Origin of the sequence: Streptomyces sp. NPDC046860 (assembly GCF_040645115.1) — a bacterium.
In the GTDB taxonomy this organism is placed as follows: Bacteria; Actinomycetota; Actinomycetes; order Streptomycetales; family Streptomycetaceae; genus Streptomyces.
The window spans coordinates 342,759-355,197 of sequence record NZ_JBEYXQ010000002.1 but is presented as its reverse complement, the minus strand read 5'-3'; the positions used below and the strand labels follow the sequence as shown (position 1 = coordinate 355,197).

Annotated in this window: 13 protein-coding genes; 4 read left to right on the top strand and 9 right to left on the bottom strand. The window is 71.9% G+C overall.

Going from position 1 to position 12,439, the window contains the following annotated elements; all coding sequences use genetic code 11:
• Positions 1-75: 75 nt before the first annotated feature.
• Positions 76-786, bottom strand: a complete 711-nt coding sequence (locus ABZ898_RS05135) for a lysophospholipid acyltransferase family protein (protein ID WP_361652897.1) — start codon at positions 784-786, stop codon at positions 76-78.
• Positions 787-982: 196 nt separating this feature from the next.
• Here ABZ898_RS05135 and ABZ898_RS05130 point away from each other — a divergent pair, with 196 nt between their 5' ends.
• The 4 genes from ABZ898_RS05130 (at position 983) to ABZ898_RS05115 (ending at position 4,928) form a co-directional block, all read left to right on the top strand.
• Positions 983-2,419 (top strand): cytochrome ubiquinol oxidase subunit I, encoded by a 1,437-nt coding sequence (locus ABZ898_RS05130; protein WP_361652895.1) that lies wholly within the window; start codon positions 983-985, stop codon positions 2,417-2,419.
• Positions 2,420-3,775 carry a cytochrome d ubiquinol oxidase subunit II gene (locus ABZ898_RS05125; RefSeq protein ID WP_361652893.1) on the top strand — a complete coding sequence of 452 codons (1,356 nt, stop codon included), beginning with the start codon at positions 2,420-2,422 and terminating at the stop codon, positions 3,773-3,775.
• A 61-nt stretch (positions 3,776-3,836) separates the two neighbouring features.
• Complete coding sequence (locus tag ABZ898_RS05120) at positions 3,837-4,235, top strand: DUF6153 family protein (protein ID WP_361652891.1); 399 nt, start codon at positions 3,837-3,839, stop codon at positions 4,233-4,235.
• An 84-nt stretch (positions 4,236-4,319) separates the two neighbouring features.
• On the top strand, positions 4,320-4,928 hold the full coding sequence (locus tag ABZ898_RS05115; RefSeq protein WP_361652889.1) for a DUF305 domain-containing protein: 609 nt from the start codon (positions 4,320-4,322) through the stop codon (positions 4,926-4,928).
• 52 nt (positions 4,929-4,980) lie between these two features.
• Here ABZ898_RS05115 and rocD read toward each other — a convergent pair whose 3' ends face one another.
• The 8 genes from rocD to ABZ898_RS05075 all read right to left on the bottom strand — a co-directional run bounded on the left by rocD (position 4,981) and on the right by ABZ898_RS05075 (position 12,300).
• On the bottom strand, positions 4,981-6,207 hold the full coding sequence (rocD, locus tag ABZ898_RS05110; protein WP_361652887.1) for an ornithine--oxo-acid transaminase: 1,227 nt from the start codon (positions 6,205-6,207) through the stop codon (positions 4,981-4,983).
• The gene (gene ddaH, locus ABZ898_RS05105; RefSeq protein WP_361652885.1) at positions 6,204-7,016 is read right to left on the bottom strand and encodes a dimethylargininase; all 813 of its coding nucleotides are present in this window, start codon (positions 7,014-7,016) and stop codon (positions 6,204-6,206) included. Before ddaH ends, rocD begins: the two co-directional genes overlap by 4 nt.
• 167 nt (positions 7,017-7,183) lie before the next feature.
• Complete coding sequence (locus ABZ898_RS05100) at positions 7,184-7,669, bottom strand: Lrp/AsnC family transcriptional regulator (protein ID WP_361652883.1); 486 nt, start codon at positions 7,667-7,669, stop codon at positions 7,184-7,186.
• A gap of 68 nt (positions 7,670-7,737) precedes the next feature.
• Positions 7,738-7,923 carry a hypothetical protein gene (locus tag ABZ898_RS05095; protein WP_202494650.1) on the bottom strand — a complete coding sequence of 62 codons (186 nt, stop codon included), beginning with the start codon at positions 7,921-7,923 and terminating at the stop codon, positions 7,738-7,740.
• Between the two features lie 91 nt (positions 7,924-8,014).
• Positions 8,015-8,965 (bottom strand): cytochrome c oxidase assembly protein, encoded by a 951-nt coding sequence (locus ABZ898_RS05090; protein WP_361652881.1) that lies wholly within the window; start codon positions 8,963-8,965, stop codon positions 8,015-8,017.
• A 107-nt stretch (positions 8,966-9,072) separates the two neighbouring features.
• Positions 9,073-10,098 (bottom strand): 6-phosphofructokinase, encoded by a 1,026-nt coding sequence (locus ABZ898_RS05085; RefSeq protein ID WP_361652879.1) that lies wholly within the window; start codon positions 10,096-10,098, stop codon positions 9,073-9,075.
• A gap of 211 nt (positions 10,099-10,309) precedes the next feature.
• Positions 10,310-11,038 carry a glutamine amidotransferase gene (locus ABZ898_RS05080; RefSeq protein WP_361652877.1) on the bottom strand — a complete coding sequence of 243 codons (729 nt, stop codon included), beginning with the start codon at positions 11,036-11,038 and terminating at the stop codon, positions 10,310-10,312.
• Positions 11,039-11,061: 23 nt separating this feature from the next.
• Positions 11,062-12,300: a MurT ligase domain-containing protein gene (locus ABZ898_RS05075; RefSeq protein ID WP_135788428.1), complete on the bottom strand. Its 1,239-nt coding sequence runs from the start codon at positions 12,298-12,300 to the stop codon at positions 11,062-11,064.
• Positions 12,301-12,439 lie beyond the last annotated feature (139 nt).

Sequence of the window (12,439 nt, the reverse complement as noted above, 5' to 3'; positions counted from 1 at the left end):
GCCCGGAGCGAGCCAGGAGCAAGAAGGAGGGGGCGGCCGGACACCCGGCCGCCCCCTCCGGCGTTCCCGGACGGGTCAGCGCCGCCGGACGAACCTGCGGGTGCGCGCCGCCTCCGCCTCCGCCTTCACCTCGGCCGCGTAGCGGTCCACGTACTCCTGGCCCGACAGCTCCAGCACCGCGTACATGATCTCGTCCGTGACGGCCCGCAGGACCGCCTTCTCGTCCTCCATGCCCGCGTAGCGGGAGAACTCCAGCGGCTCGCCGAAGCGGATGGTGATGGGGCGCAGCTTCGGGATCTTCCGGCCGGGCGGCTGGGCCTCGAACGTGCCGATCATGGCGCAGGGCACGACCGGCGCCCCGGCCTTCAGCGCCATCACGGCGACTCCGACCTTCCCCTTGTACAGCCGTCCGTCGTGCGACCGCGTGCCCTCGGGGTAGATCCCCAGCAGCTCGTCCCGGCCCAGCACCTTCAGGCCCTCGCGGACGGCCGCCTGCCCGGCCTCCTTGCCCGAGCGGTCCACCGGGATCTGGCCCGCGCTGCGGAAGAAGAACGCGGTCAGGCGCCCCTTGATCCCCGGCCCGGTGAAGTACTCCGCCTTGGCCAGGAACGTGATCCGGCGCTTGAGGATGGCGGGCATCAGGAAGTGGTCGGAGAACGACAGGTGGTTCCCGGCGATGATCGCCGCGCCCGACTCCGGCACATGGTCCAGTCCCTCGATCCGGGGCCGGAAGAGCAGCCGGAGCACCGGACCCAGCAGTACGTACTTCAGCAAGTGGTAGAACACGGCTCCCCCTCGCCCGCAGCGGCCTGTGCATCACCTCTAACCGCGCGCGGCCGGGCTCATGCTCCTCCGGCGGCGAATTCGCGGAAGCGGCCGCGCCCCATGCCGCCCGTCCGGTGCATCCATAGCGGGCGAAACGGAAGAAATGGTGGCAGATTCATGAGAGACCGGCCGAACCAGCGAAGAGGAGGGCCCGTCCATGTTGACGGTCGACCTGGCCAGGTATCCCATGCTCCTGGCCGCCGCCGAGCCGGACCAGCTCCTGCCGGCCAGGGAGCAGATGGCCTTCACCCTGGGCTTCCACATCATCCTGGTGCCCTTCGGCGTGGCCCTGACGTCGCTGATGCTCATCGCCAACTACCGGGGTCTGCGCAAGGGGGACGAGGCCGCGCTCCTGCTGGCCCGGCGCTGGTCGAAGGTGGCGGCCGTGCTCTTCGCGGTCGGTGCCATCACCGGAACGGTCCTCTCCTTCGAACTGGGTCTGCTGTGGCCCGGGCTGATGGGCAAATACGGCGCCGCCTTCGGCTTCCCCTTCGCCATCGAGGGGCTTTTCTTCTTCCTCGAAGCGATTTTCGTGGCCATCTACATCTACGGCTGGGACCGGATGCCCCCCTGGGCCCACTTCTGGTCGGGCGTGCCGGTGGCGCTGGCCAGCATCGGCGGAGCGGGCGCCGTCATCGCCGCCAACAGCTGGATGAACCAGCCCGGCGGCATCACCGTCCGCAACGGCGAGGTCGTCGACGTCCGGCCGGGCGAGGTCTTCTTCAACAACGCCTTCTGGCTCCAGTTCTGGCACATGCTGCTGGCCGCCTACATCGTCGCCGGATTCTGCGTGGCGAGCGTCTACGCGATCGGGATGATCAGAGGGCGGCGCGGCCACTACCAGAAGCTCGGCTTCCTGATCAGCTTCATCACCGCCGCGGTCGCCCTGCCGGTGCAGATCTTCGTCGGCGACACCATCGCGCGGCAGGTCTTCGACGACGAACCCGCCAAGTTCGCGGCCATCGAGCTGCTGCCCACCACCGGCACCTACGTACCCGAGACCCTCGGCGGGGTGCTCATCGACGGCGAGGTCCGCTACGGCATCCCGGTCCCGTGGGTCGCCTCCATCCTCGCCGGATTCAAACCCTCGACCCGCATCCTGGGACTCGACGCCGTCCCCGCCGAGGTCAGACCCACCACCGCACAGGTCAACATCGTGCACTGGGCGTTCGACATCATGGTCGGCACCTCCATGCTCATGCTGGCCGTCGCGGCCTGGTTCGTCTGGGTCTGGTGGAAGCGCCGGAACACCCTCCAGACCAACCGCTGGTTCCTGGGCGCCGCCTCCCTGTGCGGCATCGTCTCCATCCTCAGCCTGGAGGCCGGCTGGGTGACCACCGAGGTCGGCCGGCAGCCGTGGATCGTCGTCGGCCTGCTGAAAACCCAGGACGCGGTGACCACCCAGGGCAACCTCTGGCCCACCTTCGCGGGGGTGGTGGTGCTCTACACCGCGGTCGGCGCCGGTGCCATCTGGGTGCTGCTGTCGATGAAGCGACGCTGGCAGAAGGAGGGCGACGAGAACGTCTACGTGCCCTACGGCCCCGACTCCACACCCGGCTCCCGGCAGGAGCGCTCCGAGGGGAAGGTGCTGTAAATGGCCGAGCTGGTCGCGGTATTCCTCTTCATCGGCGTCGTCGCCTACGCGGTGCTCGGCGGAGCAGACTTCGGCGCGGGCCTGTGGGACCTCGTCGCGGGCGGCGCCAAGCGCGGCCGCGAACCACGGCATCTGATCGACGTCTCCCTCGCCCCGGTCTGGGAGGCCAACCACACCTGGCTGATCTACTGCCTCGTCGTCCTGTGGTCCGGCTTCCCCTCGGCCTTCGCCGCCATCACCACCACGCTCTACATCCCGATGGTCCTCGCCCTGCTCGGCATCGTGCTGCGCGGCGCCGGATTCGCCTTCCGCAAGGCGACCGTCAACACCGAGGAGCAGCGGGTGTACGGCGCGGCCTTCGCGCTGTCCTCCGTGCTGACGCCGTACTGCTTCGGCGCCATCGCGGGCGGTCTCGCCTCCGGCCGCGTGCCCACGGCGGGCAACGGCGACGCCGTGTCGAGCTGGGTCAACCCCACCAGCATCCTCGGCGGCATCCTCGCGATCCTCGCCTGCTCCTACCTCGCCGCCACCTATCTGACGGTCGAGGCCCTGCACCGCGACGACCACACCCTGTACCGGTACTACCGCAACCGGGCGATCATGGCCGGCGCGGTCACCGGCGCGGTGAGCATCGCGGGCATCTTCATCCTCCAGGCCGACTCGCCGCGCCTCTTCGACCGCCTCGTCGGTCCGGCGCTGCCCCTGGTGGTCCTCGCGGCCGTCGGCGGCCTGGTCGGACTCGCCCTGCTGCGGGCCAAGCGGACCATCGGGACACGGATCGCGGCGGCGGGCGCCGTCGCGCTCGTCGTGATCGGCTGGGGTGTGGCCCAGACGCCCTACCTCCTGGGCACCCACCTCTCGGTCAACGAGGCTGCGGCCCCGGACGCCACCCTGGCCGTCGTGGTCGGCGTCGCGATCGTCGCGGCGCTGCTCATCGTGCCCTCCCTGGTGCTGCTGTTCCGGCTGAGCGGCCGGGGCACCGTGGGAGTGGGTGAGCGGCCCTTTCGGGGCGCTGTGACCAAGGACCACCGGGACGCCGGAGTGGAGCGGCTCCGGCCCGCCGTGACCGAGGGCAGGGGAGCCGCCGGACCGGGGGACCGGCACCCCGGCGAGCCGGGCGGCCCTACCTCCCTGGCGGCCGGCACGACCTCCACGGCAACGGGCGGGCACCGCACCCGTCCCGTACCGCCCGACCGGACCGCCACCCCGGACGAGCCCCGCCCCCGCTGGGTGCCCTACGCGCTCGGCGCCGGGGCGGCGGCCGCGACCGGGGCGGCGGTGACACGTCTGGTACGGCGCTCGCGCAGACGCGGCCGGGACGGCGGGCCGCCCACGGAGACCGGCACCGGAAGCTGAACGGCACCCGGCGGCGGGTCCGGCCGAGGCGGCCGCGCACACTGCTCGTAGGATGCCGGGCATGCCCGGCCCCGCGTCCCAGCGCGCCCCGCGAACGCCCCTGAGGCGCTCGCCCGGCCTGCTCGTGCTCGCGGTGCTGACCGGGCTGCTCGGGATGCACGCACTGGCACCGGTCGGCGGGACCGGGCACCCGGAGCACGCGCACGCCGTCCACGCGGGCGTCCTCGCCGACGCCCCCGGCGACTGTCCCGACGGCCACTGCGGCGGCCACCGCCTGCACCACGCGGACCCGTCCTGCGCCTCCGGTGCGGTCAGCGGCGGCCCCGAGCTGCCCGAGCCGCTCGCCGGGCCGTTCGGCGCACCCGAGCCCTGCGGCGAAGCCCGCACCCGCGCCCCCGCCTCACCGGACGGCGCCCGGGCACCCCCCTCACTGGCAGAACTCCAGCTCCTGCGGATCTAGAGGCACCTACGACCGCGCGCGGCCCATCCGGCGCGGCCGTCCCCACGCGTGCCCAAATCCCCTTTCACCAGCAGGAGTTCCAGCATGACCACCTCTCACGCGATCCGCCGTGCCGCACTTAGCGCCGCCACCGCCTGTGCCGCCCTCCTCCTCGCCGCCTGCGGCGCGGACGAGCACGCCGGTACGCACGGAGCCCCGGCGGCATCGGTCCCGGCCGGCGCCCACAACGCCGCGGACGTCGCCTTCGCGCAGGGCATGATCCCGCACCACCGGCAGGCCCTGCAGATGACCCGGCTGGCCTCCGGCCACGGCGCCTCCGCCCGGGTGAAGGCGCTGGCCGCCCGTATCGAGAAGGGCCAGGCCCCGGAGATCCGCACCATGACCGGCTGGCTGGACTCCTGGGGCGAGAAGGCCCCGGCGGCCGGCATGGACCACACGCACCACGACGGCATGGCCGGCATGTCGGGGATGATGAGCGCCGACGACATGACGGCGCTCGAGAAGAGCGAGGGCGCGGAGTTCGACAGGAAGTTCCTGACCCTGATGATCGCCCACCACCAGGGCGCGGTGGAGATGGCCGGCACGGAGAAGGCCCAGGGCCGCGACGGCCGCGCGAAGCGGATGGCGGACGACGTGATCGCCGCGCAGAGCCCCGAGATCAAGGAGATGAAGGGCCTGCTCGGCCAGAAGTGACCGGGACGGGCGGGGCCGGAGCCGTCACGGCCCCGGCCCCGCCCGCGCGGGCTCAGCCCGCCTGTCCCAGCACCTTCTCCAGCGTCCCCAGCGCGGAGCGCAGTTCGTCGGCGGTGACCGTCAGCGGGGGAGCGAGCCGGATGGTGGAGCCGTGGGTGTCCTTGACGAGGACGCCCTCGCGCATCAGCCGCTCGCTGATCTCCCGGCCCGTGCCCAGCGCCGGGTCCACGTCCACACCGGCCCACAGACCCCGCGCGCGGAACCCGCTCACCCCGTGACCGCGCAGCGCCTCCAGACCCTCGCGCAGCACCACGCCCAGCTCGTCGGCCCGGCGCTGGAACTCTCCCGTCTCCAGCAGACCGACCACCGCCGTGCCGACCGCGGCCGCCAGCGGGTTGCCGCCGAAGGTGGAGCCGTGCTCGCCCGGACCCAGTACGCCCATCACCTCGCGCCGGGCCACCACCGCGGACACCGGGACGATGCCGCCGCCCAGCGCCTTGCCCAGCAGCAGCACGTCCGGCACGACCGACTCGTGCTCGACGGCGAGGGTGCGCCCGGTGCGGCCCAGCCCGGACTGGATCTCGTCCGCGACGAACAGGCACCCCCTGCGCCGCGTCAGCTCCCGCACACCCGCCAGGTAGCCCTCGTCGGGGATGATCACCCCGGCCTCGCCCTGGATGGGCTCGATCAGCACCGCGGCCGTGGTCTCGTCGACCGCCTCCTCCAGCGCGGCCAGGTCGTTGTACGGCACGATCCTGAAGCCGGGGGTGAAGGGGCCGAAGCCCGCCCGTGCCGTCTCGTCCGTGGAGAAGCTGACGATGGTCGTCGTACGGCCGTGGAAGTTGTCCGCCGCGACCACGATCGTGGCCTGCCCCTCGGGGACGCCCTTCACGTCGTACGCCCACTTGCGGGCCACCTTGATGCCGCTCTCCACCGCCTCCGCGCCGGTGTTCATCGGCAGCACCATGTCCAGCCCGGTCAGCGCGGCGAGCCGTTCGGCGAACTCCGCCAGCCGGTCGTTGTGGAAGGCGCGGGAGGTCAGGGTCAGCCGGTCGAGCTGGTCGTGCGCGGCCTGGATCAGCGCCGGGTGGCGGTGGCCGAAGTTGAGGGCCGAGTAGCCCGCCAGCATGTCGAGGTAGCGGCGGCCCTCGACGTCCTCCACCCAGGCGCCCTCGGCCCGTGCCACGACGACGGGCAGCGGGTGGTAGTTGTGCGCGAGCACCGGCTCCTCCGCCCGGATCAGGTCGGCGGACGTGCGCGCGTGCGCGGGTGCGGTCATGAGCGGATCTCCTGAGTGCAGCACTTGATGCCGCCGCCTGCCTTGTGCAGCTCCGACAGGTCGACGGGCACGGGATCGTAACCATGTGCGGCCAGGCGCTCGGCGAGCACCTCGGCCTGGGGGGCGATGAAGACGTGCCGGCCGTCGGACACGGAGTTCAGGCCGAACGCCATCGCGTCGTCACGGGTGGCGAGCACCGCGTCCGGGTAGAGCCGCTGGAGCACCTCGCGGCTGCCCGCCGAGAACGCCTCCGGGTAGTAGGCGATGTTGTCGTCGTCCAGGACGAACAGCGCCGTGTCCAGGTGGTAGAAGTACGGGTCCACCAGGGTCAGCGCGATCACCGGGTGGCCGAAGAACTCCTGCGCCTCGCGGTGGGCGTCGCGGGTGGTGCGGAACCCGGTGCCGGCCAGCACGTACCGGCCGGTCCACACCAGGTCGCCCTCGCCCTCGGTCACCGCCAGCGGGCGGTACACGTCGTACCCCGCCGTCTTGAACCAGGAGTCGTAGTGCAGCGACTCCGGACGGCGCTCCGGCGCGTGGAACAGCGAGCCGAAGACGCGGCCGCCGACCACGAAGGCGGCGTTGGCCGCGAAGACCATGTCGGGCAGGCCCGGCACCGGGTCGACCGCGTCCACGGTGTGCCCGTGGGTGCGGTAGGCGTCGATCAGCGCACGCCACTGGGACTGGGCGAGGTCGACGTCCACGGGGGCGTCGGGACGCATCCAGGGGTTGATCGCGTACTGGACGGTGAAGTGCCTGGGTTCGCAGACCAGGAAGCGCCGGGGGCGCTGCACACGGGTTTCGGCCACAGAGGGTTTCCTCCGCTTTCCAGTGTGTTACTCACGGGGGTGAGACCACGGTAGGAACTCGGGCCGAGGCGCGACAAGCGACAAAAGCTGCGTGCTCGCGCAGCATCGTTGCGTATACACCGGCCAGGACGCACGACATCTGCGTGCCTCGCGGGTTTGAACGACGATCACTCGGGTGCGGCCTGGGTGGCGCCCGCCTCGGGGCTTTCCGGGAGGAGGTGGGACAGCACCATCACGCTGATCGTCTTCCGGATGAACGGCTCGGCGCGAATGCGCTCCAGCACCCCCTCGAAGTGCTCCACGTCCCGCGCCCGCACATGGAGCAGGGCGTCCGCGCCGCCGGTCACCGTCATGGCCGCGGTGATCTCCGGATGGTTGCTGACCACCTCCGCGAGCCGCCGGGGCGGGGCGGCGCCCTCGCAGTAGACCTCGACGTACGCCTCCGTGCGCCAGCCCAGCGCGGAGGGCTGCACGGTCGCCGTGAACCCGGTGATCACCCCGGTCTCCCGCAGCCGGTCGACCCGCCGCTTCACCGCCGTGGCCGACAGCCCGACGGCCGCGCCGATCTCGGCGAAACTGCTCCGGGCGTTCGCCATCAGCGCGGTGATGATCTTGCGGTCGAGGTCGTCGAAGGACGCGGTCCTGCTGTTCATGCGGGCACTGTAATCAGCCGCGGCCGCCTCTCACCGGCGGTGGCGCGGCCGGAGGCGGCGCGGCGTCCTCACGACTGCGTGACGGCCAGCGCCAGCGTGAGCAGTCCCAGCACCACCCAGCCGAACCAGAGCCAGCCGTTGCTGCCGAGCGCGACCGTGTACGCCGTGACGACGACGAGACCGCCCACGGTCAGCGCCCCCATCGCCCTGGTGGAACCGTCCGCCTTGCTGGAACCTCGCATGGAACCGGGCATCGCGGCACCCTCCTCGTGGTCCGTCCACCACCATCGTGCCCCGGTTCCGGGCCCACCGGCACACGGTGAGCCCGCGGAATTCCGCGCCGGATCAGCCCTCGCGGGCGCTCAGCGAGGCCAGGTAGGCGTTGTACGCCTCCAGCTCCTGGTCGCCGTCCCGCTCCGCGGCCCGGTCCTTGCGGCGGGCCTGCCGCTGCTCGGAGCGGTACCACTGGAAGAGCAGCGCGATCAGCACCAGGACCGACGGGATCTCGCTGAACGCCCAGGCGATGCCGCCGGCCGCGCCCTGGTCGGAGAGCGCGTCGATGCCGAGCGAGGCGGGCGGGTGCAGGAAGGTCTCCACCATCGGCTCGGACGCCATCATCAGCGCGATGCCGAAGAAGGCGTGGAACGGCATCCCCGCGAACAGCTCCAGCATCCGCATCAGATGGTTCGGCCGGTGCGGGCCCGGATCGACGCCGATGATCGGCCAGAAGAAGACGACGCCCACCATCAGGAAGTGCACCATCATGGCGATGTGCCCGGCCCTCGACCCCATCAGGAAGTCGAAGACCGGCGAGAAGTACAGCGCGTACAGACTGGCGATGAACAGCGGGATCGTGAACGCCGGATGGGTGATGAACCGCATGTACCGGCTGTGCAGCAGCGCCAGCAGCAGTTCACGCGGGCCGGTCTTCCCCCGGCCTGCCGTGGGCAGGGCCCGCAGCGCCAGCGTCACCGGGGCGCCGAGCAGGATCAGGATCGGCGACAGCATGCTGATCACCATGTGCTGCACCATGTGCACGCTGAACATGACCATGCCGTAGTCGTTGAGCCGGGTGCACATCACCAGGGCGATGGTCAGCACGCCGACGACGTAGGACACCGTCCGCGACACCGGCCACGCGTCCCCGCGCCGCCGCAGCCGCAGCACCCCCCAGCCGTACAGGGCCAGCCCGGCCACGCAGGCGACCAGGAAGAAGGGGTCGGCCGACCACGCGAGCCCCCGTCCGAAGGTGAACGGCGGCAGATCCGGCACCATGCCGTGCCCGCTGTGGTCCATCCGGCGGCTCCTGGTTCGTGGGGGTTGAGCGGTTTCTGTCCGCACTCAGGGTACGGGCGCCCCCGCGCCCGGCCGTGAGCGGGGTCCGCACCTCCCCGCGCCCCGGACTACAGCACGCACTCCGCCTCGGCGTACCGCTCGTCCGGAACCGTCTTCAGGGTGCTCACCGCGTCGGCCAGCGGCACCATCACGACGTCCGTGCCGCGCAGCGCGGTCATCCGGCCGAACTCCTCCCGGTGCACCGCCTCCACCGCGTGCCAGCCGAACCGGGTCGCCAGCACCCGGTCGTACGCCGTCGGCGTGCCGCCGCGCTGCACATGCCCGAGGATCACCGGCCGCGCCTCCTTGCCGAGCCGCTGCTCCAGCTCGACGGAGAGCTGCCGGGCGATACCGGCGAAGCGCTCGTGGCCGTAGATGTCCCGGCCGCCCTCGTCGAACTCCATGGAGCCGGGCAGCGGCTTGGCGCCCTCGGCGGCCACCACGATGGCGAACCGCTTGCCCGCCTCGAACCGGGCACCCACCCGGCGCGCCAACTCCCCTATGTCGAAGGGGCGTTCCGGGACGACGATGGCGTGCGCGCCGGCCGCCGTGCCCGAGTTCAGCGCGATCCAGCCGGTGTGGCGGCCCATGACCTCCACGATCAGCACCCGCTGATGCGACTCGGCGGTGGTCTTCAGCCGGTCCAGCGCCTCGGTGGCGACCCCCACGGCGGTGTCGAACCCGAAGGTGACGTCGGTCGCCGAGATGTCGTTGTCGATGGTCTTGGGCACGCCCACGATCGGCAGCCCGCTGTCCGACAGCAGCCGAGCCGCCTTCAGCGTGCCCTCACCGCCGATCGGGATGATCGCGTCGAGCCCGAGTTCCTCGACATGGCCCTTCACCCGTTCGACCCCGCCGCGCAGATGCTCCGGACGGACACGGGAGGAGCCGAGGATCGTGCCGCCGCGCGCCAGGATGCCGCTCACGGCGTCCAGGTCGAGCTTCAAGTAGTCGCACTCCAGCAGGCCCTTCCAGCCGTCGCGGAAGCCGATGACCTCGTCGCCGTGGTCGACGAGGGCTCGGTGCACGACGGACCGGATGACGGCGTTCAGGCCGGGGCAGTCGCCGCCGGAGGTGAGGACACCAATGCGCATAGCCCGAATTACCTTCTCGACGTGGGCCGGGAGACCGGACCACGTTGTCCGGCGGGTTCCCGGCCAGACTACCGGCGTCATGGCCCCCTCACCCAGCGGGCGTCCGCCTGCTGGACGCACCCGCACAGGTGAGCGGAGTATGCGTCAGGCGGGCTCCCCGATGCCCGGGAGCCCGCCTGACGGGTGTACTGATATGGGTGATATGCCGTGATTACGCGGGCTGCTGTGCCGCGGCGATGCGCTCGTCGCGCAGCGCCTCGTACCAGCGGTCGTCGATCGGCGGCAGCGCGTTCACGTCCAGCGCCAGCTTCAGCAGCAGGTCCGCGATCTGCGGGTTACGGGCCAGCACGGGGCCGTGCATGTAGGTACCGAACACGGTCCCGTTGTACGCGCCCTCCGTACCGTCCCCGGTGCCGTTGCCCCGGCCCAGCTTCACCTGGGCGAAGGCGCGGGCGCTCGGGCCCAGATGGGTGACGCCCTGGTGGTTCTCGAACCCGGTCAGCGGGGGCAGGCCGAGGCGCGGGTCGATGTCCCCGAGCACGTCGCCCACGCACCGCTCGCCCTCGCCGCGCGTCGACACCACGTCGAGCAGGCCGAGGCCGGGCTCGCGCTGGCCGAGGTCGTTGATGAACTCGTGGCCCAGGATCTGGTAGCCGGCGCACACGGAGAAGACGATCGCGCCGTTCTCCACCGCGCGCTGCAGGCTCCCGTCGCGGCGCAGCCGCTCGGCCGCCAGCCGCTGCGGACGGTCCTCACCGCCGCCGATCAGGTAGATGTCGCCCGAGGTCGGGATCGGCTGGTCGCTGCGCACGTCGAGACGGGCCACGTCCAGGCCGCGCTGGCGCGCCCGGCGCTCCACGACCAGGGCGTTGCCCTGGTCGCCGTAGGTGCTCAGCAGATCGGGATAGATCCACACCAGCCGCAGTTGGTTGTCGCTCATGAGGAGGTCTTCGCCCTTCTGGCTCAGTTGCCGACGCGGCGGCGCAGGTCCTGGAACGCGGTGTAGTTCGCGATGACCTCGATACGGCCCGGCGGGGCCGCGGCGACGGCCTCGTCGAGGTTCTCGCACACCTGGAAGTGCTGGTTCGCCACTTCCAGGCGCACGGCGAGGTCCAGCTTCCGGTCGCCGACCACGAAGATCGGGTGGCCGGTGAGCCGGGTGTAGTCCACGTCCCACAGCCAGGAGGTGTCGGTGCCGTCCGCCCCGCGGGCGTTCACGGAGAGGATCACCGGGGTGGGCGGCGGGTCGATCAGGGAGAAGGTCTCCAGCCAGCCGGCCGGGTTCTTCGCCAGCAGCAGACGCAGGTCGCGGTTCTGGAACTGGACCACGTCGTAGCGTCCGGCGACCGCCTGCACCTGGTACATGCGCTCCAGCGCCACCTGCGGCGGCACCCCGAACACGGCGGCGACGGCGGCCGAGCTGGCCGCGTTCGCCTTGTTGGCGCGGCCCGGGAGCTGGAGGTGGATCGGCCAGGCCGAACCGTGCGGGTCGAGGACGTGGTCGCCGGAGAGCGCCCAGGTCGGGGTCGGACGGCGGAAGCCGCACTCGCCGCAGAACCAGTCGTCGCCGGGGCGCTGCATCACGCCGCCGCACGACGGGCAGGACCAGGCGTCGTCCTTCCACATCTGGCCGGCCGCGACCCAGACCACGTTCGGGGAGGACGAGGCCGCCCACACCACCAGCGGGTCGTCGCAGTTGGCGACGACGACGGCCTTCGAGCCGGACAGGCCCTCGCGCCAGTTCTCCGCGAGCATCCGGGTCTCCGCCGCGCGGTCCAGCTGGTCGCGGGAGAGGTTCAGCAGCGCGATGCACTTCGGGCTGGTGTCACGTGCCACACCGGCCAGATACTTCTCGTCCACCTCGATGACGCCGAACTTGGCGTCCGAGCCGCCCGCGAGGGCGGAGGTGATGCCGGCCGGCATGTTGGCGCCGAGCGCGTTGGACACGACGGGCCCGGCGGCGCGCAGTGCCTCGGCGATGAGCCGGGTGGTGGTGGTCTTGCCGTTCGTCGCCGACACCAGGACCACGTCCAGGTGGGTGGCGAGCCGGGCGAGCAGGTCGGGGTCGAGCCGCAGGGCGACCTTTCCGCCGATCACCGACCCGCTGCCGCGCCCGGCGGCGCGCGATGCCGCCGCGACCGCCTTGCCCGCGGTCACGGCCAGCTTGGCCCGCGGCGAGAGCGGGTCCGAGTTGCCTGCCATCAGTCCTCGATCCTCCTTGCGTACGCGCCGCGCCTGGGGCCATCCGGCAGCGTGGTGTGGGCCTCAGCCTATCGAGAACCGTTCGCACACCCGAATCCCGGTCCACCCGGCCCGCCCTCGCGCGCTCGGCGCGGGCCGA

Excerpts from the sequence above, each read along its gene's own strand:
- ABZ898_RS05130 (WP_361652895.1), top strand. The coding sequence starts at position 983 with ATGTTGACGGTCGACCTGGCCAGGTATCCCATGCTCCTGGCCGCCGCC.
- ABZ898_RS05125 (WP_361652893.1), top strand. The coding sequence starts at position 2,420 with ATGGCCGAGCTGGTCGCGGTATTCCTCTTCATCGGCGTCGTCGCCTAC.
- ABZ898_RS05120 (WP_361652891.1), top strand. The coding sequence starts at position 3,837 with ATGCCCGGCCCCGCGTCCCAGCGCGCCCCGCGAACGCCCCTGAGGCGC.
- ABZ898_RS05115 (WP_361652889.1), top strand. The coding sequence starts at position 4,320 with ATGACCACCTCTCACGCGATCCGCCGTGCCGCACTTAGCGCCGCCACC.
- rocD (WP_361652887.1), bottom strand. The coding sequence starts at position 6,207 with ATGACCGCACCCGCGCACGCGCGCACGTCCGCCGACCTGATCCGGGCG.
- ABZ898_RS05100 (WP_361652883.1), bottom strand. The coding sequence starts at position 7,669 with ATGAACAGCAGGACCGCGTCCTTCGACGACCTCGACCGCAAGATCATC.
- ABZ898_RS05095 (WP_202494650.1), bottom strand. The coding sequence starts at position 7,923 with ATGCCCGGTTCCATGCGAGGTTCCAGCAAGGCGGACGGTTCCACCAGG.
- ABZ898_RS05090 (WP_361652881.1), bottom strand. The coding sequence starts at position 8,965 with ATGGACCACAGCGGGCACGGCATGGTGCCGGATCTGCCGCCGTTCACC.
- ABZ898_RS05085 (WP_361652879.1), bottom strand. The coding sequence starts at position 10,098 with ATGCGCATTGGTGTCCTCACCTCCGGCGGCGACTGCCCCGGCCTGAAC.
- ABZ898_RS05080 (WP_361652877.1), bottom strand. The coding sequence starts at position 11,038 with ATGAGCGACAACCAACTGCGGCTGGTGTGGATCTATCCCGATCTGCTG.
- ABZ898_RS05075 (WP_135788428.1), bottom strand. The coding sequence starts at position 12,300 with ATGGCAGGCAACTCGGACCCGCTCTCGCCGCGGGCCAAGCTGGCCGTG.